This window comes from Afipia sp. MLSD5-FHT05B12 (assembly GCF_058793355.1).
This window is the reverse complement of the sequence record NZ_JBXAFS010000001.1, coordinates 41,633-65,428: the sequence shown is the minus strand read 5'-3', so window position 1 is coordinate 65,428 and position 23,796 is coordinate 41,633. Positions and strand designations below refer to the sequence as shown.

The following is a 23,796-nucleotide window of genomic DNA, read 5'->3' as shown; positions in this document are numbered from 1 at the left end:
ATGGCTAGCTAAAGTATGGTAACATTGATTCATTCCTCTAGTGTGAAATCGCCTTCGTCGGCGGAACTGAGGTTGGCTTTGCTAAGATGTGGACCAAGGTTCGATTGGCAAAACACCTCGTTGCCCTAACGGCAGTCGGTCGTGGGGAGGCACGCTTGCCCACATCAGAGTCACGCTCTAAAGTGATTGAAGCAGCGTTGGTGCTTTTGAGTCCGCCCCCCCGGACCTGAGTGAGAGAACATGCCAAAGAAGAGCTTCGGACAGGCTTGTGCGGTATCCCGCACGTTAGACATTGTAGGTGAGCGCTGGACTCTCTTGATCATCCGGGAGTTGCTGTCTGGTACATTACGGTTTCAGGATATTCAGGAAAAGCTTCCCGGCATCGTTGCGAGCCTTCTGTCAAACCGTCTCAAGACTCTGGAAGAGCACGACATAGTTTCCAGAGAGTATTACTCGGAGTACCCTCCCCGCGCGGCCTATGCTTTGACAAAAAAGGGACGCGAGTTGGGGATTGTTATAAGTGCGCTGGGGCGTTGGGGAGTGCGCCATCTAGGCGCCAAGATGAGTAAAGCGGTCAAGCACACGACTTGCGGCCATGCGCTTGAGTTACATCAGTATTGCCCTCATTGTGAAGCAGCTGTGCATACTGGCGACGTAACTGTTGTTGAACGGACTTTCAGAGCGCAGTGAGACCTGCCGTTAGGTCACTCGCGGTGGAGGACTTCCGTTTCACGTAAACGGATTTTCCACGCTATCCTCGTTGAACCCCATTAGTTTTAATGCTTGGAAGTCAAGCGGCACCTTATTGCTAATTACTATAAAAAAGATAGTCTATATGTATTAGATATCATTTAGGCAGGATTGATACAATGACCTATGACCGTCCCATTCTCGTGACCGGAGCGGCCGGCCAAGTAGGCGCTGTGGGCCGATCAATCACCGAAATTCTTCTGGATCGCGGCTTGAAGGTCCGAGCTATGGTTCGAACAAACGACGAGCGAGCCGAGGCGCTTCGCGCACGTGGCGCCGAGATCGTTGTGGGAGACCTCCTGGATCTGAAATCCATCCACACGGCCATAGAAGGTTGTGAGCGCGTGTATTTTGGAATGTCCATCACCTCCACTTACCTGGAAGCGGCGGTTAATATGGCTGCGGTCGCCAAGCATCATGGCGTTAAAGCGCTGGTGAACATGTCCCAGCTCACCGTGGCCGAGATGAGTGTCCACGAAACCACCACGAGCCCCCAGCAAAAACAGCATTGGCTGTCAGAGCAGATTTTTAGCTGGTCTGGACTTCCTGTCGTAGAAGTTCGGCCGACCGTCTTTCTTGACGCCTTCTTCCTCCGGCTTGCTGCACCGGCTGTCTCAGCGCACAACAAGCTCATGCTTCCGTTTGGCGACGGAAAGACGTCTCCGATTGCGGCGTTCGACGCGGCGCGCGTGATTGCAGAAATCCTGGCGGATCCCGCGCCTCATATTGGCAAAGTGTATGCTTTGACCGGCCCCGTTTCTCAGGATCTCAATGCCGTAGCAAAGGAATTCTCAGAAGCTCTCAAACGGCAGATTACCTACGTTCCGGTACCCGTCGAAAGTTTCAAGGAGCGATTTGCAGCAATGGGGCTGCCGCCGCATCTTGCAACACATCTGACGACGATGTGCTTGCTACATCAAGCCAATCGTTATGATCGCTATACCGACGATGTCCGCCAGATCACCGGCACTCCAGCGATGAGCGTTCGGCAATTCGTGGAGCGGAATGCGGCAACGTTCAACGCGGTTGCCGCTTCGTAACGCGCGATGTTTTGATTTTCGAATGTCAACTTCTCCACCGCTAAGCCTGTTGATTTTTGGATTCGCGGCGAACATCGACGAGCAATTTGCCTAGGAGCGCTTTCGCGGTAGCGCGGACGCGAGCAAACTTCCTTTCAGAAATGTTCCATTGCTCAAAAGGGGAGCGATATGTCCAAGAATGATCCAATCCTCATCACCGGGGCCGGAGGCCATGTTGGCTCCGTCAGCAAGACGATGATCGAGATGCTACTCAAGGACGGCTACCGCATTCGCGGGTTCGTGCGAGCAGATGATGAGCGGGCGGAAGCGCTGCGCCGCATAGGTGCCGAGGTTTTCGTCGGCGATCTTTTGAATCCCGAGGACATTGCAAATGCGATGAAAGGTTGCCGCCGCGTCTATTTCAGTATGAGCCTGAACCCGTACTACGCCGATGCGACCATTTTGATGGCGGCTGTTGCCAAGGCGCAAGGCAACATCGAGGTACTCGTAAATATCTCTGAATATGAGCAGTCGCGGATGACCTACGATCTGATGACGTCTCCGCGCGTCGCGCGACTTCAAGAATTCGGCGGACTGGTCGCGGACTGGTCTCCTCAGCAGCGAGCGCACTGGGCGTCCGAACAAGCGTTGAAATGGTCAGGCCTTCCCATCGTAAACGTCCAAGCCACGATGTTTGCCGAAAACCCTATTATCTCCTGGTTTATTCTTAAACCAATGCTGGAATCCGGAGAGTTGCGTTTGCCTTTCGGCGACCAAAGGCTGGCGCCCATCGCGGCGTATGACGTAGCCGAGTTTTGCGCGAAGGTGCTTAGCGATCCGCAGCCCTACCTTCGCAAGGACTACGTCCTGACCGGGCCTCGGCTGGTCGGCGGACGCGATCTTGCTGAGATCTACTCCGCTTTGCTGGGACGCAATATTACGTATGTCCCGAAAGACCCCGAGACGTGGAGCAAGATGTTTATCGATACCGCACTGGCGGACAAGCCGCATGTCGCAGAGCACCTCAGGACACTCGTTCTGCTCGTTGCGGGGGGATTTTATAACGTCGTGACCGACAAGCTCGAACAGATGTTGAGCCGTACACCAAAAGAACCATCATGGGCATTCGCGCAACAACCGCTCTTGAAGCAGGCCCTGCAACGCAATGAGACGTCGAGAACAAGCTCCTAGGGCCTCAGTACGCGAGAGCTATGGGCAGAGTATCCCGCGGTCGCTGTCACCGCACTCCATCGTGACGTGATCAACACTCCTCGCATTGCCGTAATCGTCCAGCTGGGACTTCCCCGTGCCAGGCAAGGGACATATTCACGATGAGGCTGGTATCGCGGGCGAGGATCTAGGCTCCTCGCCGAGCGCTTATTCAATGCTCATTCGGCTGACAACCGCTGAGCCTCCAGGTCCCGCAATTCACGTCGCAGAATCTTTCCCACATTGCTCTTGGGCAACTCTACTCTAAATTCGACATGCTTCGGCACCTTGTAAGGGGTCAACTGCGTTGCCGCAAAGCGGACTATGTCTGCAGCCATCAGCGCGGGATCGGAAGACACGATGAAGACCTTGACCGCCTCCGTTGATTTTAAGTCAGGCACACCAACCACGGCGCATTCGACGACGGAGGGGTGCTGACTGATGACTTCCTCGATCTCGTTCGGGTACACGTTAAAGCCAGACACGATAATCATGTCTTTCTTCCGGTCCACGATCCGAGTAGATCCATCTGGTGACATGACTCCGACATCCCCCGTGCGAAAAAACCCATCACTCGTGAATGCACGTTCCGTTTCGTCCGGCCTGTTCCAGTAACCGACCATAACCTGAGGCCCCTTGGCGCAAATCTCGCCGGGCTCCCCTATCGGGGCCTCGTTGCCGCTTTCGTCGCGAATGGAAATATAGGTCGACGATACCGGAAGGCCGATGGTGCCGGAAAATTCTTTCAGATGTGTCGGTGTGATGGTCAAGACCGGCGAAGTTTCGGACAGGCCATAGCCCTCGGACAGAACACATCCTGTGGTTGTCAGCCATTTGTCTGCAACGACCTTCTGCGTCGCCATGCCGCCGCAGATAGCGAGTTTCAGCTCAGAGAAATCTACTTTGTGGAAATCTGTATCGCGCAGCAGGCCATTGTACAGGGTATTGATGCAGGCGAAGATATGCACCTTGTAGTTTTGAAGTTCTTTCACGAAGCCGGGAATATCCCTCGGATTCACGATGAGGAGGCTGGTGCCTCCTGAGCGCACCGAGAACAGGAAGGAAACCGTGAGCGCGAAAATATGATAAAGTGGCAGCGCGCACAGGGAGAAGATTGGATCGACTATCGGCGGCTTCGCGAAGGCCGGCTTGATCCACTCACCGATCTGCAGCAGGTTGGCAACCAAGTTGCGATGAATCAGCGTCGCGCCTTTGGAAACGCCGGTCGTGCCGCCGGTATATTGAAGAAACGCGGCGTCTTCCGGCCCGACCTGCGACTTTGCGAGCGTCATCCGACGGCCCGCCGCCAGTGCGTCCTTGAAGGGAACTGCACCCGCGATGGAGAAAGCGGGAACCATCTTCCTGACCTTTCGGACCACGAGATTCACGATCAGTCCGCGCAGGCCCAAAAGATCGCCCATTGAAGCGACGATGACGTGCCTGACGGCCGCTTTAGGCAAGGCCTTCAGAAGCGTGGCCGCGAAATTCTCTAGTACCAAGATAGCTTCAGCACCGGAATCTTTAAGCTGATGCTCGAGTTCTCTCGGCGTGTAGAGTGGATTCACGTTCACGACAGTGTACCCCGCCCGAAGGGCAGCGACGATCGCGATGGGATTCTGAAGAACGTTGGGCATCATCACCGCCACGCGCGCGCCCTTCGCGAGACCCTTGCTCTGAAGGTAGGCGCCCAGCGCAGCAGACATCTCGTCGAGCTCGCGATAGGTCAGCGACCGGCCCATGCAAATCAGTGCTGTGCGATCTGAATAGGTCGCAAAACTCTCCTCAAAAATATCGATCAGTGACGCGTATCGATTGACATCGACGTCCGCAGCCACGCCTTCGGAGTAACTCTTGAGCCAAAATCGTTCCACAGTGCTTCCTCCTTGGAAAAATGGCGCTTTTGCGCTCTTTGGTTGTTAAACCTTCAGCAGTCCGCGCCCGGGTTACAGCGAGGCAAGACTCACTGCTGGTCCCGCAAGGATCACGTCCACTCTCCCCCGAGCCGCTAACGGCGTGCTGCTGCATCTTGCGAAACATGCGCCTTTGATCCCTCCGGCTGAATTTTCGGATCAGGTATGTTCCCTGATTTTGACCGCTTGAACATCAGGCGTGTTGGTGCCACCCGAGCGGTCGTTCGAACCGGTCGTGCGAAAAGCGATATCTGCGTGTGCGAGCGGCGCGTTATCGAGATCGTTTGTTGTGGTTGGCTTGATCCTGAACCATGCGGCGTACAGCGCCGGCAGGAACAGCAAGATCAGCGCAGTGCCAACGGCAGTGCCACCGATCAGCGTATAAGCCATCGATCCCCAGAAGACCGAGTGGGTGAGCGGAATGAATGCCAGAACAGCAGCAAGCGCCGTCAGCACCACAGGCCGCGTGCGCTGGACTGTCGCCTCGATGACGGCATGATAATCATCGAGTCCGGCTGCCTGATTCTCCTTGATCTGTTCCGTCAGGATCAAAGTATTGCGCATCAAGATGCCGGCAAGCCCGATCAAGCCCAGAATGGCATTGAACCCAAAAGGTTGATTGAAGATGAGCAGCATCGGTACGACACCGACGACACCAAGCGGAGCCGTTAACATCACCATGGCCATGGTTGAGAATGACCGAACCTGCAACATGATCACGATCATCATGGCAGCGATCATGACCGGAAAGATTTTCCCGAGCGCATCGTTTGCCTTGGTTGCCTCTTCGATCGACCCTCCCATCTCGATCCGGTAGCCTTCGGGCAACGAGGCGATCAGGGGCTGCAGTGCGGTCAGGATTTCCTTGGACACTTCAGGCGGCTGCGTCGCCTCGTTGATGTCCGAGCGTATCGTGATCGTGGGGATCCGGTCACGACGCTTCATGATGGGCTCTTCGTATCTGATCTCCGAACGGCCGATTTGATCGAGCGGGATCTGACGACCATCTCGGCTGGTCAACGAAAAGTCTGCAAGGCGGCTCGGGTCAAGCCGCTCGCCACCCGCGCTGCGCGCGACAATCGCCACGTTACGGATGTTTTCCCGAATTTGCGTGATCGTTACGCCGGTCAGGAGGAACTGAAGCTGCTGTGCGGCGTCCACCGGTGACAAGCCGATGAGATTCAAGCGGTCTTGATCGGGAACGAACCGCAGCACGGGAGAGCGATTGCCCCAGTCGCGGTTAGGCTGCCGCACATCGGGTACGCTGCGCATCAATTCGAGAGCCCGCTCCGAAAGACTGTACAGCTTAGCTGGATCAGGGCCCATGATGCGAAACTCGACCGGGAATGGCGTGTAGGGTCCAAATACAAGCTGGGCCACCCGCACGGATGCTTCGGCTGCAAGCCCGTCCGCAACGGCTTTTCGCAGCTTGTGCTTCAGATCCTCGCGCGCCTCGGCGTCCGGTGTCAGAACGACAATCTTGGCAAACGACGGGTCAGGCAACTCTGGCGCCATGGCGAAGAAGAATCGCGGCGCGCCCTGGCCGACATAGCTCGTAACGATTTTCGCGTTCGACTGATTTTCAAGCCAATGCTCGATCTTCGCCACCGTGGCCGTTGTCGTTCCAATGCTGGTGCCTTCCGGCAAGCGGACTTCGACCAGGAGTTCTGGGCGGTCGGACGTTGGGAAAAACTGTTGCTTAAGGGCACCCATGCCTGCGATCGAAAACGCAAACGCTATTCCGACCGCAGCAGAGACCATAAATTTATGACGAATAGCATAAGCGATCGCTCGCCTGAGGCGGCGATAGTACGGGGTATCATAGATCGCATGATGGCCGCCTTCGACCGGCTTGATTTCAGGCAGCATTTTGACGCCGAGATACGGCGTGAAGATCACGGCAACGAGCCACGACACGATCAGAGCAAACCCAACAACCCAAAAAATGTTGCCCGCATACTCTCCTGCGGTCGAGCGCGCGAAGCCGACAGGCAGGAAACCTGCGATCGTCACGAACGTACCTGACAGCATCGGGGCCGCGGTGTGGCTCCAGGCATAGGCCGCAGCCTTGATGCGATCCATCCCCTCTTCCATTTTAACAACCATCACCTCAATGGCGATGATGGCGTCATCCACGAGAAGACCGAGTGCCAGGATCAGCGCACCGAGCGTAATGCGATCGAAGAAGCGGCCCGTCTCCAGCATGATCAGGAACACGGCGGCCAACGTCAGAGGAACGGCAGCGGCCACGACAATGCCGACGCGCCAGCCGAGGCTGACCAGACTGACGATAAGAACCACGCCAAGCGCCATGGCGAACTTCATCATGAATTCACTGACCGCCGACGAAATATTGACGGCCTGGTCGGTCACCTTGGCGAGCGTCATTCCAAGAGGCAGCGTGCGCGCAACGGCTGCGGATTTGTCTTCGAGTTCCTTGCCGAGTTGGAGCCCGTTCCAGCCTTCCTGCATCACGACGCCCAGCATGATGGTGGGCTCGCCCTGATGACGGATCAGAAAGGTCGGAGGGTCTTCATAACCCCGGCGAACCTCGGCGATATCGGAAAGCTTTAAAGTTCTGCCTGACGCAACAATGGGCGTATCGGCAACGGTCTGGACACTGTCATAGGCACCATCGAGCCGGATGAAAACCTGTGGCCCCTTCGTATCGATCGATCCGGCTGGCGTAACAATGTTCTGACGTCGCAAGGCGAGAGCCAGATCCTGAGCCGATATACCTAGCGTTGCGAGTTTCGCGTAAGAGAACTCGACGAATACTTGTTCGGGGCGCTCGCCAAGGATGTTGATCTTCTTGACGCCCGGCACATGCAACAGATCCTGCCGGATCGTCTCTGCCTGCCGGACCAGATCGCGCATCGGCATCCCTTTTGCCTTCAAGGCATAAAGGGCAAAACTGACGTCTGAGTATTCATCATTTACAAAAGGCCCCAACACGCCTGCCGGCAGATTGCGAGCCTCGTCGCCCAGTTTCTTACGAGCCTGATAGAACTCCTCGAGAACCTGACTTGGCGGCGTGCTGTCCTTGAGAGTAATCACCAGAAAAGCATATCCCGGCCGCGTCATTGTCTCGACGCGGTCGTACCAGGTCAGTTCCTGAATCCGCTTTTCAAGCGGTTCGGCGACCAGATCCTGCATCTCCCGCGCAGTCGCACCAGGCCATACGGTCGTGACTGTAAGGGTCTTGATCGTAAAGGAAGGATCTTCGGCGCGGCCGAGCATGGAAAAGGCGATAGCGCCGGCTGCCGTGAGCAGCATGATAAAGAACAACGTGACCGATCGCTCACGAACCGCCAACGCGGAAAGATTGAAGCTCATCGTTTCATCGCCTCTGGCTGGAGGCTTATCTTGACGCGCTCGCCTTCTCGAAGAAGCGACGCCCCAAGTCCTACGATTGAATCGCCGGCATTGATGCCCGATACCACGGCTGTTTCTTCGCCGAGCCGTTTGATCTTGACCGGCACGAACCGAACCGTTGAGGAAGCAAAGTCGATCGCCCACACGCCGGTTCGGTTGCCGTCATCCAGCACCGCACCAATCGGTACGGTCGCGTCCGTCTGATCGCCGCGATTTGCGATCCTGATCGTCACCGTCGCGCCGAGCGGCGTCGAAGCAGCATCGCCCTCAAGCACATAGCGCGCCTCGTAGGTCCGGGTTTGAGCATCGGCCGCGTCTGATATCTGCCGCAAGCGTGCGTTTCGGGGGTGTTCGCTATTGCCGAAAACGGTAGCTTCCGCTGTGGAGCCAAGGGCTGGCCGTACCGTCTCGGGGAGCGCGACCATCGCTTCGCGTGGGCCGGCTTGCGCAAGTTGAACGACCGCCTGCCCCGCAGAGACCACCTGTCCCGGCTCGCCCAGCGCGGCGACGATCGTTCCGTCGGCATCTGCCACCAGCGTGGAATATGCGGTTGCGTTCTCGGCTACTTTGGCTTCCGCTGCTGCCGCATCAAATTGAGCCTGCGCCGTATCAAGCGCAGCTTTTGCCTGTTCGTAACGCTGAGGAGTGGCTGCGAGTCCGCCCTGCACAAGGACTGCGTAGCGCTTCTCATCAGCGCTCGCCTGAACCAAGACCGCACGGGCGGCGGCAACCGCGTTTCGTTTCGCTGTCAAGGCAAGACTCAGGTCAGTTTCGTCGATGCGCATCAATGGCTGTCCTGAGTGAACCTGTTGTCCGACGTCGACCAGGCGTTGCGTAATTTTTCCGGGAACGCGGAAACCAAGATTGCTTTGCACTCGGGCGGCGATCGTTCCGGTGAAGGCGCGTTCGACACCTCCCGCTCTCTTGGCTTCCACGATCTTGACCAGGCGCGGTGCAGTACGCGGGTCATTCCCGGCGGTTGCGTCGGCTGTCCGCGAGAAGAGAGAAACGCCTACCAAGCCTGCGATTCCAAGAATAGCTGTGGAAATACAGAGTGTTATGACGAGATGGCTTCGTTTCATGTTCGGCTGCCCTCTGGCAAAAGTACCGTGAAATTAGATTGCATTCACCTTCTATATAGGATATAGATTTAGAACGCAATCTAATTGGCGAGGAAAAATTATGAGAGTGAGTCGCGCAAAGGCTGCGGAGAACCGCGTGAAGGTCATCGATGTCGCAAGCCGCCTCTTCAGGAAGCACGGCTTCGATGGGATTGGCCTAAACGACCTCATGCATGAGGCAGGGCTTACACAAGGTGGCTTTTACAAGCAGTTCAGGTCCAAGGAGGACCTCACGGTGCAGGCCTGCGGACGCGCGATGGAGCGAGGTCTCGAGCGGTGGTCCGAGGCGGTCGCGGGAGAGTCCAGGCAACCACTTGCAGCGCTCATCGATTTTTATTTCAGGACAGAACACCGCGATGAGCTGGAGGATGGCTGCCCGCTCGCCGCTCTTGGTGCTGATGCGGTTCGGCATGGAGTCGACGTGAAGGCATCCTTCGAGGCTGGCATCAAGACGCATCTTGACGTTTTAGATGGTTATATGCCTTCGGCTGCTGATGAAAGTCCGCAGAGAAAATCCCTGAGTGTACTCGCGACAATGGTTGGCACGCTCCTGCTCTCACGCGCCGTGAACGACCAAATTCTTTCTACGGAATTTCTTGCTGCGGGTGCTGCTGAGGTTCAGCGCATCTCGACACAGCCCTAAAAAATACCGGTCCGCTACCAGGCCGACTAGATCCCTACGAAACAGATAGCAGGCGTACAGCATGAAAACGACAAGCCACTCTTGGGTTCTTATCACCGGCGCGTCGAGCGGTTTCGGTGAAGAGTTCGCCCGGCAATACGCAGCGAAAGGACATTCGCTCGTCCTGGTAGCCCGTCGGTTGGAGAAGCTTACGGCGTTAGCCGAGGCGTTGCGCAATGACTATCGCATCGATGTCATCGTCGAACAGGTCGATCTCTCCAAGACGACGGAGGTGGTCGACTTGTACCAACGACTTAAGGAGCGTCGCGTAGATATAGAAATCCTGATCAACAACGCTGGTTATGGATTGCAAGGACCGTTCCTTGAAGGGCCTCTAACTGGCGCGCTGGAAATGCTGGACCTGGATGTGGCCAGTCTGACCGCCGTAACATATCTCTTCGCCGAAGACATGCGCGTTAAGCGGCGCGGAAAGATTCTCTTGGTTTCCAGCCTACTCGCTTATCAGGGTGTAAAGAACTTTGCAGTCTACGCAGCGGCAAAGGCTTATGTGCTTCGTTTTGGAGAGGCACTGCACCGTGAGTTTAAGCAGGATGGAGTTACAGTAACGACAATCTGTCCGGGCGTGTCCGATACTGGCTTTGCCATGGTAGCACAGCAGAAAATTACGCCCATGCTTAAGTTCTTGATGATGAAGCCCGGCCCGGTTGTTCGTGCGGGCATACAGGCGCTCGATTCGAAGCGAATCAGCACAACCCCTGGCTTCGGCAACAAGGCCTTCGTATTTTTTATGTGGTCCACCCCTCGCTGGCTGCACCAGGCAGTGCTTGCGCGCGTGATGGACGTTTGACCCGCAAAGAACTTCCAGTCACGCATCACACCTGTTTTCTCCGTTGACGCCCTTGCGTCGACGTCAATCGTTATTTTATAGTCACTATGAAAATAACTTATGGGAGAGATCAATGCGCAAGAGCGGGATTCACAATTTTCCAGCGATGGATCGGGTCGTTTTCGGCAAACCTGCCGCGGAGGCACTGAAGGACGAAGCGACGCGACTCGACGCAAAGCGCGTTTTCCTCATCGTAAGCCGGACCCTGAATACCAAGACCGACGAGATTGAAAAAATCCGCTCGGCGCTGGGTGACCGCCATATCAAAACGGTAGACGGCATTGCTCAACATACGACACGAAAGGAAGCTGCCGAAATAGGGCAGCAAGCCAAGGATGCAGGCGCCGACCTGGTTGTTGCCGTCGGCGGCGGCTCTGCGATTGATCTTGCGAAAATCGTTATCATGGCAATGGAACATGATATCCGCGACGAGGCAGGCTTCGATTCGTTTGCGGTGGGCCCCGGAATGAATTTTTCGCCCTTCCGCGCACCAGCAGTGCGGCAAATCGCTATACCTTCGACGCTGAACGGGGGTGAATACAATGCTGCCGCGCTGGTTACGGATGAGCGCAACAAACTGAAGCAGATATTTATTCATCCCCAAATGATGCCCATCGCGATTATTCTCGATCCCGCGCTGACCCTTCATACGCCTGCCAATCTCTGGATGGGCTCGGGAACACGATCCATGGACCATGGCATTGAGGCATTGTGCTCACCTGCCGGCACGCCGTTGAGCGATGAAGTGGTCCTTGCGGGCATACACAGGCTGCGCGAGGGGATGCTGATGACTTTAGATCGTCCAAACGACCTTGAGGCGCGCAGACATTCTCAGTACGGCGCGTGGCTCTCCTCTTACGGCCTTCAGGCACGTATTCCGATGGGAGCGAGCCACGGCATCGGTCACGTACTGGGAGGTACCTTAAATGTGCCCCATTACTATTGTACGCCGGTCATCATGCCGAGCCTTCTCCGCTACAACAAGCCATTCACCGAAGAAGCACAAAAGCGCTTGGCCACAGCTCTCGGTGCCGAAGGAAAAGAAGAGGCCGCAGACGCCTTTGTGCGCTTTACCAGGAAACTCGGATTACCCGGTCGGCTCACCGATGTCGGCGTTGGCGAAGACAAGTTTGCCCAGATCAGCAAGATCGCGATCAATCATCGATTCGTTCAGGCCAACCCGCGCCCCTTTAAAACCGAAGCTGATATCATCGAACTGCTGCGAATGGCCGCATAGTAAGTGCCGAAAGATAACGAAGATCAGGGCGGATGATAATGAGTTCACTTCTGGAATAGGATCGTCCTTGCATTTTGGCCGCTCCGACGGCTGGCGGAAAAGGCTCGCTGACGGCCTTGCACGGGAGTGTCCGGCGAAGTCTTCTTCATCGCCATGCGGGAACGCGCGTGCCTGGAAACTATCGGTGAGGCGATCATGAGGCGGGTTGTGGTTACGGGGATGGGTATTGTTTCTTCCATCGGAAACAACACCCAGGAAGTGCTCGCGAGTCTTCACGAGGCTAAGTCGGGTATTTCGAGCGCGGAAATCTACGCTAGGATGGGCTTTCGCTCGCACGTTCACGGCGCACCGACGCTCAATCCGATGGATGTTGTCGACCGTCGCGCGATGCGATTCCTCGGCGAAGGCACTGCCTGGAATCACGTCGCGATGGAACACGCGATCCGCGACAGCGGACTCGAGCCATACGATATTTCAAACGAGCGGACCGGCATCATCATGGGGTCGGGCGGTCCTTCGACCCGCACCATCGTGGAATCCGCCGACATCACCCGCACCAAGGGCCCCAAACGCGTCGGTCCGTTCGCCGTCCCAAAAGCCATGTCATCGTCGCCATCTGCGACGCTGGCAACGTGGTTCAAGATCAAGGGCGTGAATTATTCCATCTCGTCGGCCTGCGCGACATCGAATCATTGCATCGGCAACGCCTATGAGATGATTCAGTGGGACAAGCAGGACGTGATGTTTGCCGGAGGATGCGAGGAACTGGATTGGACACTCACCGTTTTGTTCGATGCAATGGGCGCGCTGTCGACGAAATACAACAACACGCCTGCGGTCGCTTCGCGCGCTTATGACAAGGATCGCGACGGTTTCGTCATCTCGGCGGGTGCTGGCGTCTTGGTGCTCGAAGAATTTGAGCGCGCCAAGGCGCGCGGCGCCAAAATCTACGGCGAGATCGTGGGTTATGGCGCGACGGCGGACGGCGTAGATATGGTCGCACCTTCAGGCGAAGGCGCTGCGCGCTGCATGCGTCTGGCGATGGCCAATGTCGGCCCGAAGATCGACTATATCAATCCTCATGCAACATCAACCGAAGTCGGGGATCTCAAGGAGATCGAGGCCATTCGCAACGTATTTGGCTCCGGAGACAAATGCCCGCCTATCTCGGCGACAAAATCCTTGACGGGTCATTCCCAGGGGGCGACCGGTGTTCACGAGGCGATCTATTCGTTACTGATGATGACCAACAATTTCATCTGCGAGAGCGCCAATATTACTAACCTTGATCCAGCGTTCGCCGATATGCCGATCGTGCGCAAGCGAATCGACAACGCCAAACTTGGAACCGTTCTGTCGAATTCGTTCGGTTTCGGCGGCACCAACGCGACGCTCGTGTTCAAGCGGCTGGACGCTTGAGGTTGGCTTTTTTCGGCTTCTGCTATCGAGTGTCGAGGCCGGTCCTGCCGGACATTCCCATTTTGAACGCAGATACGCTGCCACGGAAGCATGGCGCTGACGTTCAGTATCTCGATGTGGTGTAGGCCGCGGGACTATACCGGTCGGCATAGCTGCGCGAAAATCCATCCATAAGAGTAGCTTTCCTCTCGTCTACAACATTACCCTCTAGCCGCCCCATTCAGGGATGAGTTTCACAGCGATAGCGCTGGCTCAGCGTATGACAGACTCCCGCCCGGCAATACTGCCGAGAGCCTTCTGAATAAACCTTATCTGGTCGTGCAGTCTTGCTTCGGTATCTTCCCCCCATTGCACACATTGCTCGATGAGAACCGGATGGAAGAAGGAGATAAAAGCCGTCTTGATTGCACGCGCTGCCCTTGCGGGATCGTCGACCTCGAACTCTCGCGCCTCATTGCCATCACGTATTATTCTTTCGAGAATCGACTCTATCTGCTCAATGTAAGCCTTGATGACCAACCGATTGCCCTGCGTGGTGGCGACCATCAAGTCGTGTATGCGCTTTTCCTTGATCAGTATTCTCTTGTTGTGGTGATGAATGGCGGTCAGAATATCCGCCAGCCTTTCTAAGGCCGGCGCATTCGTGTGTGCAATCGTTAGGGCAATCTCGGCGATTGCGTTGGCAAGCCTGCTGCAGACGGATTCGTTGATGGCATCCTTGGACGGGAAAAAGCGATAGATATTTGCCCGGCTCATTCCGAGCTCGGATGCGATGTCCGCTACTGACGTCTTATGGTAACCCATCCGGCGGAATTGCCTTTCCGCCACCTCCAGAATGCGCGCGCGCACCTCGTCGGAGTTCATTCCCGTCCCGGCCAAACGATTCATACTTTTTCCAGAATGGAAAAAATCGGTTACCTTCCGAAGTACACTTTATAACTCACGGGAAAACCAGATGTGGTTGATGTCAACTTCAAACCGGCAAACCCGTCTGCTTTCGCAGGCTCTTGTCGAAAGCGGATTCGGGGACGAGCCGGCGCAGCATTCGGACCCGACGCGCCAGTTTTCCAGCGGGGTAGCGTCTGTTCGGCACAGCCGCGCTCGCAGCCCTCAAGACTGTCGCCGCCACTATTTCCGGGGCATCGCCTTCTTCCACGCTCTTCAGCATAAACTGTTCGGTCTGTGAGCGCACAGAATCGTAGATCGAAAGCGACTGATCGGGCTTCGTTTTGTTCTTTTCGAAAGCCGTGTTGGTATAGCCGGGCTCAACCAGCGAAACCCGAATGCCAAATCTGCGCAGCTCGTGGTCGAGCGATTCAGAATAGCCTTCGATAGCGTGTTTGCTCGATGAGTAGATGGCATTGTAGGGCGAAGGGATCAGACCCAAGATCGAGCTCATGTTGATAATCCGGCCTTTCCCCTGGCGTCGCATTCTTGGAAGCACAGCGTTCGTCACGCGCATAACGCCAAAGACGTTCACGTCGAACAACGCGTGAGCCTGGGCAATCGAGGACTCCTCCGCGCCACCTATCAGTCCAACACCGGCGTTGTTTACAAGCAGGTCGATGCGACCCGCCACCGCCAGCACGTCTTCAACCAACTTCGCCACGGAAGCGTCATCAGTCACGTCACAGGTCAGCATTGTAATGCCGTCGAGTCTTGCGTCGGTCGCGCAAAGATCAGCTCCGAATACGCGATAGCCTGCATTCTGCAGAGCCGCAGCTGTTGCATATCCGATGCCAGAGGATGCCCCTGTCACAAGGGCTACCATAGGGTTGGTCATTTTCACGGACATTACTCCCTTCATCCAGCCAGATTCCGCATTTCTACAATACTTTTTTATCAGAATTCACTAGTTTTCTAAAAGTTAATATAGAAGAATCATGTGGCGAGCCGCGAAATCGCCGGCAACCGCGACGCCTGTCAGCAATGCCGTCGGAAGAGTACAGGGTAATCCAAATGCTGGAAATTCACCGGCAGCGGCCGCGGAGAGTCGGTATGGTCAGAGATAGTCTGTCTGCATGGGATGACGCAGCGAGCGCGGCAGCCGTGACGAGACGTGGCAATGCGCCACACGCGCTCCTGTGTTCAGTCGGAACGGCGTCCCCACGGAAACATCGCGATCGAACGCAACGGCGCGCCGAAGTGATATAAGGCGATGTTGCTCGGCACTTCCAGAATGAAATAGCCGACAAAGAATATGCCGGTGCCCCAGGCATAGGCGATCGGCGAGAATGCAAGATCCGCATTCATCGTCAACGTAGCGAAGCTAACGCCGGCACATGCTGATTTTCTCCGCCAAAACTTGTCCGATCGCTACATACTTTTACGAATCGGCGAGCCAATTGGCAGGCAAGGCGACGTTGCACCTTTCGCCAATTGACCGCCTATGAAAACCGAAGAATGAAACAATTCAATGTCGTCGGAGCGCGAAGCACGTCCGGTGATGAGTACGTTGATGGTGCGTTCGCTCAATCATAGTCATTGCGCGGAAAGTCTCGCTTGGCGCATTTGCCCTGCATCGCAGCAAACTCTGGCATTCCTGTTGAGATAATTTCAAGAGCCAGGAAAATAACTCAATTGTCGGTCTGGTGATTATGCCTCAGCTTTTCCGTCAGTCAGAATTTGAATAACGCCAGTTCAATATTTTCATTGGCGGACATGGGTCTCCTTGCTTGGCTCGATCCGCGCTCCGCCAAAGGCGGACAGAAAAACGGCGCAAAGACGCGAACGCCTGGGAGGGCAATAATGATGATTTTTAGTTTAAGCGCGAGATTTGCTTTTGGATTAGCCGCTTCTGCTGCGCTGTCCCTTATGGCAACTGACACGGCCTTCGCACAAAAGGCTTATGACCCGGGCGCGACCGACACCGAAATCAAGATCGGCAACATCATGCCGTATAGCGGGCCGGCCTCCGCCTATTCGATAATCGGCAAGACGTTCACAGCCTTTTTCAAAATGATCAACGAACAGGGCGGGATCAACGGTCGCAAGGTCAACTTCATCAGCTATGACGACGGCTATAGCCCGCCGAAAACAGTCGAGCAGACCCGCAAGCTGGTCGAGAACGACGAAGTGCTGCTGCTGTTCGGCATACTGGGAACGCCGGGTAACACCGCGATCCACAAATACGTCAACGCGAAGAAGATCCCTCACCTCTTCCTCGCGACAGGTGCCTCTAAGTGGGCCGATCCGAAGAACTATCCATGGACGATGTCCTTTATCCCGAACTATCAGAACGAAGCGAAGATCTACGCTCAGTACATCATGAAAAATCATCCGAACGCGAAGATCGGAATTCTTTATCAGAACGATGACTTCGGTAAGGACTATGTAATCGGCTTGCGCGACGGTTTGGGGCCAAAGGCCTCAATGATCGTCTCGGAGGCCCCGTTCGAGGTAAGTGCGCCGACAGTCGATTCCCAGATCGTCCAGCTCAAATCTGCGAACGCGGATGTCCTGCTGACAATCGCCACGCCTAAGTTCGCGGCGCAGAGCATCAAGAAAGTCGCCGAAATGGGCTGGAAACCGGTTCACATCGTGACCAATGTTGCGACCTCGGTGAAGGGCGTGATGCAGCCAGCCGGTTTTGAGAACGCTCAGGGTTTGATGAGCGCGGTCTACCTCAAGGATCCGAACGATCCGCAGTGGAAAAACGATCCCGGCATAAGGGAGTGGTCGAACTTCATGGACAAGCATTTTCCTGAAGGCGACAAAACCGATAACTTTACAGTTTACGGCTATACCGTTGGCAAGACGATGGTCGAAGTGCTTAAAAAATGTGGAGACAATCTCACCCGCGAGAACGTGCTCAAGCAGGCGACGAATCTCGATATAGAGGTTGGACCGGTCCTTCCCGGCATCCGCCTCCAAAGCAGCCCGACCGATTACAATCTGATCGACCAGCTTCAGATGCAGCGATTCAACGGTAACAAATGGGAGCTGTTCGGGCCGCTGATCAGCTCGGAACGCAGCTAGGCCGTTCTTTCATTCCCACACCAAAGGCCTGTGCATCGCACAGGCCTTCTTTCTCTGGGTTCGTCGACCCGCTCCCTTTAACGCCGCACTCGCACGTGGTGCAATTGCATCCAATCGTTTCTGCGCTAGATGCGTCGGTAACTTTCGGAGCATCCCATGTTGAGCCTAATGCAAAAGTGGGCCTCAGCAGATCATTAATCACGCCGCGACTTGTCATTCGGATCGGAAGTGGTGACGCGATCCGTCAAGCGGCCGATCCATCGAACCAACTACGGGCAGATAGGAAAGCGCGCGTTAAAATCTACTCAGCGGTTTCGTAGCGGGCCAAGTCATCGCTACAGTTCGCGATCTCACATAACTTCTATATTAATAGTTACTTGCATTATAATAGTTATCGGAATAGAGATGCCTCGAGCGGGAACCCCAATCATTAATGACGCTCAGGCATGCGAGGTGCGTATATGGCGGGACTTCGTGATCATCCGATTGCCGAGCGTGTGCGGGCCAGGACGCCGACCTCGCCTCCGACGCTGACGCGGGAAAAGCTTAAGGCGCTGGCGCTCGAATGCGGTGCGGATGATTGCGGCGTCGTGAGTCTCGATGATCCAGCTCTCGCAGACGAACGACCGCATATCAACCGAGCGTTTCCCTCGGCGCGTATTGCCGTTTCGATCGTCCTCAGAATGCACAAGGCGCCGATACGCTCTCCAGCACGATCGGTCGCCAACAATGAATTCCACAACGTCAGCCATGACGTCGAAGATGTTTGCCGAGCCCTGGTTCGCAGCCTGGAAGACATGGGTGTCACAGCTCTCAATCCAGCCATGGCCTTTCCAATGGAGATGGATGGATTCTCGCAGCGTGGATGGATCGTTTCACATAAGCTCGTGGCCGAAGCCTCGGGCGTGGGCAAGCGCGGCGTTCACCGGAGCGTTATCCATCCGCAGTTCGGGAGCTTCATCTTGCTGGGTACTGTGCTGGTCGATATCGATATCGACGCGCCAGGAACGCCGCTCGACTACAATCCGTGCTTCGAGTGCAAGCTTTGTGTCGTCGCTTGCCCCGTCGGAGCCATCAAGCCCGACGGTTACTTCGATTTTTCGTCCTGCTTGAATCACAACTATCAGCAGTTCTTGGGTGGTTTTACTCACTGGATCGAAGACATCGCCGATTCCAAGTCGGCAAGGGATTACAGTGACCGCCATCCGCCAAGTGAAACAGTCCAACGATGGCAAAGTCTGTCTTACGGGCCGAACTATAACGCCGCCTACTGTTTGGCGGCCTGCCCCGCCGGCGAGGATGTCCTTGGCGGATTTCTCGCCGATCGGAAGCAGCATATCGAGACGATCGTCAAACCTCTGCAGGACAAAAAAGAGACGCTCTACGTCGTTGCCAATTCGGACGCGGCGGAGCATGCGGCGAAGCGATTTCCCCATAAGACGCTCCGCTATGTACGTAACGCCGCGCGGGCGGGCAGTATTGCGCAGTTTCTATTCGGCTTGAAACTGGGCTTCCAACGAGGCAAAGCGAAGGGCCTGAACGCAACTTACCATTTTATTTTCACAGGTGCAGAGCCAGCGGAAGCGACGGTGCTCATCCGGAATCAGACACTGTCAGTGGTGAAGGGGCTCGAAGGAACAGCGGATCTCCGGGTGCAAGCAGATTCGAGCGCCTGGCTGAGATTTCTTGATGGGCGTCTCTCGATCCTACGGGCCATCGCGACACGCACGATCCGCATGAAAGGTCCGCCGCGCCTGATGAAAGCGTTCGCGGCCTGCTTTCCGAAATAGCAGCAAGAGAACGAGCGGCGCGTCCCGCAAGAACATCTATGATGCGGTCTGTCAAACGGCCGATCCATCGAACTAAAGCTGCCCAGCGGTTGAGTGGCGGCGCTAAGTCATCGCCGCTACCGTACTATGGCTCGGATAGGCGTCCACACGAGTGAACTGAGATCGAGTCTCCCACTTCTTTCCTTGCGCGGAATAGATTCAAACGTGCGGGAGGAACCAGCCCGAAACCGCGAGGCATCGCCATGACCTTCAAACTCCCCGAGAACATCGCCACTCGCCCCATCGCGATCCTGGGCGCCGGCACGCTGGGCCGCCGCATCGCGCTGATGCTGGCAACGCGCGGCGCCGAAGTGCGCCTGTACGCCCGCAGCGCCGCGACGCGCGATGCAGGCGTAGCCTTTGCCAAAGATCAGTTGTCTGCCCTACTGGCTACGCTGCCCGGCAGCAAGGCCGGCAATATCGTGAGCGTTGATGACATGACAGCCGCGCTTAAGGAGGCGTGGCTTGTTGTGGAGTCGGTGCCCGAGAATCTTGAGCTGAAGAAGGACATTTTCAAGCAGATCGATGCGCTCTCTGAACCGGACGCCATCTTGGCCAGCAACTCCTCATCTTATTCTTCGAGCGCCTTTGCCGACAATGTGAAGAATCCCGCGCGCCTGCTGAACGCGCACTTCCTGATGCCGCCGGGCATAACTCCTGTGGAGTTGATGTCGAGCGGCCAGACCGACCCGGCTGTGATCCAGCTGCTGGTCGACGTGCTTCCCGGTTATGGCCTGACGCCCTATGTGGTGCAACGCGAGAGCATGGGCTTCATCTTCAACCGCATTTGGGCCGCCATCAAACGAGAGGCGCTCGATGTGGTAGCAGAGGGCGTCGCGTCGGCGGAGGTGGTGGATACCATTTACAGCCAGGCCACCGGTTCGCAGCCCGGCCCCTTCCGCCTCATGGACGCGGTGGGTCTGGACGTGGTGCTGAGCATCGAAGAGAATTATGCCCAGCAACGGCCCGGCCTGCCCGAGGGTCCGCGCATTCTGCTGAAGAGGATGATCGCTGAAGGCCGCCTTGGCAGGAAGAGCGGTCGAGGATTCTATGACTACCGGTGATGAGACGCGCCCATCAGTCGTTTGAAGATTTTGACATGGTAACGTTGCTGGTTTCTCGATCTCGGCCAGATGGCTACAAGATGCGCATCGCGTCTCGAGCGCCAGACGATAAACAGTCACAGATCCGAGATCCGAACCTGCTTAGGTCTAGCCGACCAGGTCTAAGCCGCCATCATGCAAACATGAACATTGTCTTCCCGTGAAGATCTTGCGCACCACCGCGCCAGCATTGGCGCGATATAGCTCTTAACAAAATAGTCGCAGGTGCATGTCGTGCCCCTCTTGTTGTCACGCGAATTTGACGCTCTTGTTTAGAGGCAGCTCGCGCACGCGCTTCCCGGTGAGTGCAAAGATGGCGTTCGCAAGCGCCGGTGCCGCTGGGGGAACTGGCGGTTCGCCAATTCCGCGCAACTCACTGCCAAGTTGCAATCCCTTGACGATGATTTCCGGTGCCTGCTGGAATCTCATTCCCTCGAACGCGTGATAGTTCGTTTGGCTCGGTGCGAAGTTGTCGTAAGTCAGCTCACAATTCATCGCATGGCCCAGGGCCCAGATAATGCCTCCTTGGACTTGCGCCTCGAAATTGATCGGGTCGAGAACGCGCCCCACGTTGCAAACGGCATATACTTTGTCGATGCGGATGCCTTGCAGGGTATCGCTTACTTCAACGACTTCTGCCATCGGCACGCCAAATGACAAAGTCAGGGCGACCCCGCGAGCTCGCCTGTCCTCCATGCGCGGACCCTTCCAGCCGGAAATATCCCGCAGGGCTTCCAGGACCGCCTTCGAAGCGTCATGATTGCAGAGACGAATAAGTTCCGACATCGGATCTGCGCCGGCGGCGTGGATCAATTCGTCTAAGAAGGAAGCATGATGAAATCCATTGGCTGAGGCTCCAACCGACCGCCAGGAGCTTACGGGCACCATTTCTTTTGCGCGATAACCTGTCACCCGATAGTTCGGGATGGCGAAGGGTTGATCCCAGGCACCAGCAACCATTGAAGTGTCCGAGCCGGGCAACGGAGGAGCTTCCAGACGGTTGAACCAGGAAGTCGACACCGATTGGCCAGCGATGTCGATGCTCATACTCTCGACCTTGCCTTCACGAACGGTTCCCCTTGCGCGCGAGAGCTGCATCGGACGGGGATAGTCGTGCGTCATGTTTTCTTCACGGCTCCAGGTCATTTTGACCGGAACACCCTCCATCGCCATCGCAAGTTCGATGGCCTGTAGCACGTAGGTGTCATCGAGCCGTGCTCCAAAGCTTCCACCCATCGGCTGAACGTGCAGGTAAACCTTATCTTCTGGCAGTTTGGCTAGCTTCGCAGCGTGCATCTGAACAAAGAGCGGGATTTGCGTTCCCGTACAGATGTCGATCCGTTCCTTTGTATAAAGCACAACCGCATTCATGGGCTCGAGCGGCGCATGAGCCAAATACGGCGTCCGATACTCCGCCACAACTGGATTAGATGCTGTGGCCAGCGCCATTTCGACGTCTCCGTCGTTGCGAAGCCGGCTGTCCTGCAGCTCCTTGGCGAATGATCCCTCCAGAGCCTTCCACATTTCAGGGGAGTTGGCCGGGTAAGCGGGATCGCTCCACTCCATTTTGATCGCTGCCGCGGCCTGAAAGGCTCTCCACGTGTTATCGGCGATGACCCCTACACCACCTTTGACCGGAACGATCTTTTTCACGCCCCTCATTTTTTCGGCTTCAGAGGCATCATATCGTTTGACAGTGCCTCCCATACCGGGATTTGCGCGCACGGTAGCGTGCAGCATCCCATCAAGACGAATATCAAGCCCGTATTGCTGCGTACCGGTAGACTTCGCAACGATGTCGATCCGACGCATGCTCTTGCCGATGTAGCGCCACTCCTGTTCCGGTCGGAGCGCGACGTCAGCAATGGGTGCAAGCTGCGCTGCTTCCACAGCTAGTTCCGAGTAAGTAACCGCTTTGCCATCGGGCAGAATGACCCGCCCGTCCTTCGTTATCAATCGCGACCGGCTTGTTCCGGATTTTCTGGCGGCTGCCTCCTTCAACGTCTCGCGAGCAACTGCCCCCGCCATCCGAAGTTTATGGAAACCATCCGCCACGGTGGAGGAGCCGCCCGTGATCTGCATGCCGAGCACACGGCTCAATACCTCACCACCTCCACGCGCACTCCGCGCCAGGAAACCATCATCGATCGCAGCAAAGGGCAGACCGTCGTCCATGATTCGAGTATTAAAGTAGGTGGAGCTCGGTGGACCGGGATCGATACGAACCTTATGCGGATCCACATCGAGTTCTTCGGCAAGAAGATAGGCCTGGATGGAATAGGCGCCCTGGCCCTTGTCGGCTCGAGGAGTAATAAGAGTGACGCCTTGTGCATCAATCCGGACATAGGGCGTGATCGAGGCTTCGCCGGGCCCCTTTCAGCAACGGATTGGGGGGATCCTTTTTAAGGCGATAGTAGCCGAACGCAACGCCACCAGCGATCGCCGCGGATCCAATCAGAAACGTACGTCGTGCAATCTTCGCAAGCCGCGCCATGCTATTTCCCCTTCATCATTTGGGCCGCAGTTTTGACGGCGCGCCGGATGCGAGGGTAGGTGCCACATCGACAAAGATTTCCGCTCATCGCATTGTCAATATCGGAATCTGACGGAGTGGGATTCTTTGAAAGAAGGGCGGCCGCGGTCATCATCTGGCCGGACTGGCAATAGCCGCACTGTGCGACTTGGTGCTCGATCCAGGCCTGCTGGATTGCGTGCGGCATTTTTGGTGTTCCGAGCCCCTCGATTGTCGTCACGCTGCCACGAACCTCGCCCGCGCCGATCGAGCAGGAGCGGACCGCGGCGCCGTCGATATGCACGGTGCATGCGCCGCACAGGCCGGCACCACAGCCATACTTCGGTCCTGTAATGCCGAGTTCATCCCGAAGCACCCAAAGAAGCGGGATTTCCGATTCGACGTCCAAATCATATCGCTTGCCATCGACGGTCAATTGCATTGCGAATGCTCCAGCAGGTGAATATCTTGTGAAAGCAACGAAGGGGCGACAGTTTGCTCTTTCAGGTGCGCAATGGATGGCGGCATGCATCTGCCTGAGGTTGGCAAGCATTGCAGCTCCAATCGCCGCAAATGAGGCAACTGTTCAGATTCAACTGAACCATTGAGTGCGGGAATGAAAATGCAAGTACCCCCCGAGCGGTGACCGACGTTTGAAACCGCCGTATTGACTGGTTGACCGAACACTAACTTCGGCACAGAACGGTGCAGTCATTCCCTACGAGTCGTTGATTGCCTCTTCCATCTATTACCGGAATTGACTATTTTTAAGCAAGTGACTTTTCAAGATGGCTTGGATGTTGGA

General features: G+C 56.1%; 18 protein-coding genes. 10 read left to right on the top strand and 8 right to left on the bottom strand.

What is annotated here, in order from left to right; all coding sequences use genetic code 11:
* Nucleotides 1-240: 240 nt before the first annotated feature.
* The 3 genes from AC1Q6J_RS00280 (at nucleotide 241) to AC1Q6J_RS00270 (ending at nucleotide 2,960) form a co-directional block, all read left to right on the top strand.
* Complete coding sequence (locus AC1Q6J_RS00280; RefSeq protein WP_492277317.1) at nucleotides 241-690, top strand: winged helix-turn-helix transcriptional regulator; 450 nt, start codon at nucleotides 241-243, stop codon at nucleotides 688-690.
* Between the two features lie 179 nt (nucleotides 691-869).
* The gene (locus AC1Q6J_RS00275) at nucleotides 870-1,790 is read left to right on the top strand and encodes an NmrA family NAD(P)-binding protein (RefSeq protein ID WP_492277316.1); all 921 of its coding nucleotides are present in this window, start codon (nucleotides 870-872) and stop codon (nucleotides 1,788-1,790) included.
* 168 nt (nucleotides 1,791-1,958) lie between these two features.
* Nucleotides 1,959-2,960 carry an NmrA family NAD(P)-binding protein gene (locus AC1Q6J_RS00270; RefSeq protein ID WP_492277315.1) on the top strand — a complete coding sequence of 334 codons (1,002 nt, stop codon included), beginning with the start codon at nucleotides 1,959-1,961 and terminating at the stop codon, nucleotides 2,958-2,960.
* 197 nt (nucleotides 2,961-3,157) lie between these two features.
* On the opposite strand, the gene AC1Q6J_RS00265 is transcribed toward AC1Q6J_RS00270, so the two are convergent.
* From AC1Q6J_RS00265 to AC1Q6J_RS00255, 3 genes are all read right to left on the bottom strand, one after another.
* Nucleotides 3,158-4,849, bottom strand: a complete 1,692-nt coding sequence (locus AC1Q6J_RS00265; RefSeq protein ID WP_492277314.1) for a long-chain-fatty-acid--CoA ligase — start codon at nucleotides 4,847-4,849, stop codon at nucleotides 3,158-3,160.
* Between the two features lie 198 nt (nucleotides 4,850-5,047).
* Nucleotides 5,048-8,224: an efflux RND transporter permease subunit gene (locus AC1Q6J_RS00260; RefSeq protein ID WP_492277313.1), complete on the bottom strand. Its 3,177-nt coding sequence runs from the start codon at nucleotides 8,222-8,224 to the stop codon at nucleotides 5,048-5,050.
* Nucleotides 8,221-9,345: an efflux RND transporter periplasmic adaptor subunit gene (locus tag AC1Q6J_RS00255; RefSeq protein ID WP_492277312.1), complete on the bottom strand. Its 1,125-nt coding sequence runs from the start codon at nucleotides 9,343-9,345 to the stop codon at nucleotides 8,221-8,223. Before AC1Q6J_RS00255 ends, AC1Q6J_RS00260 begins: the two co-directional genes overlap by 4 nt.
* A gap of 100 nt (nucleotides 9,346-9,445) precedes the next feature.
* Here AC1Q6J_RS00255 and AC1Q6J_RS00250 point away from each other — a divergent pair, with 100 nt between their 5' ends.
* The 4 genes from AC1Q6J_RS00250 (at nucleotide 9,446) to fabB (ending at nucleotide 13,569) form a co-directional block, all read left to right on the top strand.
* A complete protein-coding gene (locus AC1Q6J_RS00250; RefSeq protein ID WP_492277311.1) occupies nucleotides 9,446-10,027 on the top strand; it encodes a TetR/AcrR family transcriptional regulator in 582 nt (193 codons plus the stop codon).
* 61 nt (nucleotides 10,028-10,088) lie between these two features.
* Nucleotides 10,089-10,874, top strand: coding sequence for an SDR family NAD(P)-dependent oxidoreductase (locus AC1Q6J_RS00245; RefSeq protein ID WP_492277310.1), 786 nt, complete (start codon nucleotides 10,089-10,091; stop codon nucleotides 10,872-10,874).
* Between the two features lie 112 nt (nucleotides 10,875-10,986).
* Nucleotides 10,987-12,150 carry an iron-containing alcohol dehydrogenase gene (locus tag AC1Q6J_RS00240; RefSeq protein WP_492277309.1) on the top strand — a complete coding sequence of 388 codons (1,164 nt, stop codon included), beginning with the start codon at nucleotides 10,987-10,989 and terminating at the stop codon, nucleotides 12,148-12,150.
* Nucleotides 12,151-12,345: 195 nt separating this feature from the next.
* Entirely contained in the window at nucleotides 12,346-13,569 is a 1,224-nt protein-coding gene (gene fabB / locus AC1Q6J_RS00235; protein WP_492277308.1) for a beta-ketoacyl-ACP synthase I, read from the top strand.
* A gap of 252 nt (nucleotides 13,570-13,821) precedes the next feature.
* On the opposite strand, the gene AC1Q6J_RS00230 is transcribed toward fabB, so the two are convergent.
* From AC1Q6J_RS00230 to AC1Q6J_RS00220, 3 genes are all read right to left on the bottom strand, one after another.
* Nucleotides 13,822-14,457: a TetR/AcrR family transcriptional regulator gene (locus AC1Q6J_RS00230; RefSeq protein WP_492277307.1), complete on the bottom strand. Its 636-nt coding sequence runs from the start codon at nucleotides 14,455-14,457 to the stop codon at nucleotides 13,822-13,824.
* Between the two features lie 85 nt (nucleotides 14,458-14,542).
* Nucleotides 14,543-15,364 (bottom strand): oxidoreductase, encoded by an 822-nt coding sequence (locus AC1Q6J_RS00225; protein ID WP_492277306.1) that lies wholly within the window; start codon nucleotides 15,362-15,364, stop codon nucleotides 14,543-14,545.
* Nucleotides 15,365-15,657: 293 nt separating this feature from the next.
* Entirely contained in the window at nucleotides 15,658-15,822 is a 165-nt protein-coding gene (locus tag AC1Q6J_RS00220) for a hypothetical protein (protein WP_492277305.1), read from the bottom strand.
* A 498-nt stretch (nucleotides 15,823-16,320) separates the two neighbouring features.
* Here AC1Q6J_RS00220 and AC1Q6J_RS00215 point away from each other — a divergent pair, with 498 nt between their 5' ends.
* The 3 genes from AC1Q6J_RS00215 to AC1Q6J_RS00205 all read left to right on the top strand — a co-directional run bounded on the left by AC1Q6J_RS00215 (nucleotide 16,321) and on the right by AC1Q6J_RS00205 (nucleotide 20,440).
* Nucleotides 16,321-17,547 (top strand): ABC transporter substrate-binding protein, encoded by a 1,227-nt coding sequence (locus AC1Q6J_RS00215; RefSeq protein ID WP_492277714.1) that lies wholly within the window; start codon nucleotides 16,321-16,323, stop codon nucleotides 17,545-17,547.
* A gap of 461 nt (nucleotides 17,548-18,008) precedes the next feature.
* Nucleotides 18,009-19,337: an SCP2 sterol-binding domain-containing protein gene (locus tag AC1Q6J_RS00210; RefSeq protein ID WP_492277304.1), complete on the top strand. Its 1,329-nt coding sequence runs from the start codon at nucleotides 18,009-18,011 to the stop codon at nucleotides 19,335-19,337.
* A 242-nt stretch (nucleotides 19,338-19,579) separates the two neighbouring features.
* Nucleotides 19,580-20,440, top strand: coding sequence for a 3-hydroxyacyl-CoA dehydrogenase family protein (locus AC1Q6J_RS00205; protein ID WP_492277303.1), 861 nt, complete (start codon nucleotides 19,580-19,582; stop codon nucleotides 20,438-20,440).
* A gap of 288 nt (nucleotides 20,441-20,728) precedes the next feature.
* Here the strand turns inward: AC1Q6J_RS00205 and AC1Q6J_RS00200 are convergent, their stop codons facing one another.
* Nucleotides 20,729-22,654: a xanthine dehydrogenase family protein molybdopterin-binding subunit gene (locus tag AC1Q6J_RS00200; RefSeq protein ID WP_492277302.1), complete on the bottom strand. Its 1,926-nt coding sequence runs from the start codon at nucleotides 22,652-22,654 to the stop codon at nucleotides 20,729-20,731.
* Between the two features lie 320 nt (nucleotides 22,655-22,974).
* Nucleotides 22,975-23,433, bottom strand: a complete 459-nt coding sequence (locus AC1Q6J_RS00195; protein ID WP_492277301.1) for a (2Fe-2S)-binding protein — start codon at nucleotides 23,431-23,433, stop codon at nucleotides 22,975-22,977.
* Nucleotides 23,434-23,796: the final 363 nt, after the last annotated feature.

Excerpts from the sequence above, each read along its gene's own strand:
- AC1Q6J_RS00280 (WP_492277317.1), top strand. The coding sequence starts at position 241 with ATGCCAAAGAAGAGCTTCGGACAGGCTTGTGCGGTATCCCGCACGTTA.
- AC1Q6J_RS00275 (WP_492277316.1), top strand. The coding sequence starts at position 870 with ATGACCTATGACCGTCCCATTCTCGTGACCGGAGCGGCCGGCCAAGTA.
- AC1Q6J_RS00270 (WP_492277315.1), top strand. The coding sequence starts at position 1,959 with ATGTCCAAGAATGATCCAATCCTCATCACCGGGGCCGGAGGCCATGTT.
- AC1Q6J_RS00260 (WP_492277313.1), bottom strand. The coding sequence starts at position 8,224 with ATGAGCTTCAATCTTTCCGCGTTGGCGGTTCGTGAGCGATCGGTCACG.
- AC1Q6J_RS00255 (WP_492277312.1), bottom strand. The coding sequence starts at position 9,345 with ATGAAACGAAGCCATCTCGTCATAACACTCTGTATTTCCACAGCTATT.
- AC1Q6J_RS00250 (WP_492277311.1), top strand. The coding sequence starts at position 9,446 with ATGAGAGTGAGTCGCGCAAAGGCTGCGGAGAACCGCGTGAAGGTCATC.
- AC1Q6J_RS00245 (WP_492277310.1), top strand. The coding sequence starts at position 10,089 with ATGAAAACGACAAGCCACTCTTGGGTTCTTATCACCGGCGCGTCGAGC.
- AC1Q6J_RS00240 (WP_492277309.1), top strand. The coding sequence starts at position 10,987 with ATGCGCAAGAGCGGGATTCACAATTTTCCAGCGATGGATCGGGTCGTT.
- fabB (WP_492277308.1), top strand. The coding sequence starts at position 12,346 with ATGAGGCGGGTTGTGGTTACGGGGATGGGTATTGTTTCTTCCATCGGA.
- AC1Q6J_RS00230 (WP_492277307.1), bottom strand. The coding sequence starts at position 14,457 with ATGAATCGTTTGGCCGGGACGGGAATGAACTCCGACGAGGTGCGCGCG.
- AC1Q6J_RS00225 (WP_492277306.1), bottom strand. The coding sequence starts at position 15,364 with ATGTCCGTGAAAATGACCAACCCTATGGTAGCCCTTGTGACAGGGGCA.
- AC1Q6J_RS00220 (WP_492277305.1), bottom strand. The coding sequence starts at position 15,822 with ATGAATGCGGATCTTGCATTCTCGCCGATCGCCTATGCCTGGGGCACC.
- AC1Q6J_RS00215 (WP_492277714.1), top strand. The coding sequence starts at position 16,321 with ATGATTTTTAGTTTAAGCGCGAGATTTGCTTTTGGATTAGCCGCTTCT.
- AC1Q6J_RS00210 (WP_492277304.1), top strand. The coding sequence starts at position 18,009 with ATGGCGGGACTTCGTGATCATCCGATTGCCGAGCGTGTGCGGGCCAGG.
- AC1Q6J_RS00205 (WP_492277303.1), top strand. The coding sequence starts at position 19,580 with ATGACCTTCAAACTCCCCGAGAACATCGCCACTCGCCCCATCGCGATC.
- AC1Q6J_RS00200 (WP_492277302.1), bottom strand. The coding sequence starts at position 22,654 with ATGGACGACGGTCTGCCCTTTGCTGCGATCGATGATGGTTTCCTGGCG.
- AC1Q6J_RS00195 (WP_492277301.1), bottom strand. The coding sequence starts at position 23,433 with ATGCAATTGACCGTCGATGGCAAGCGATATGATTTGGACGTCGAATCG.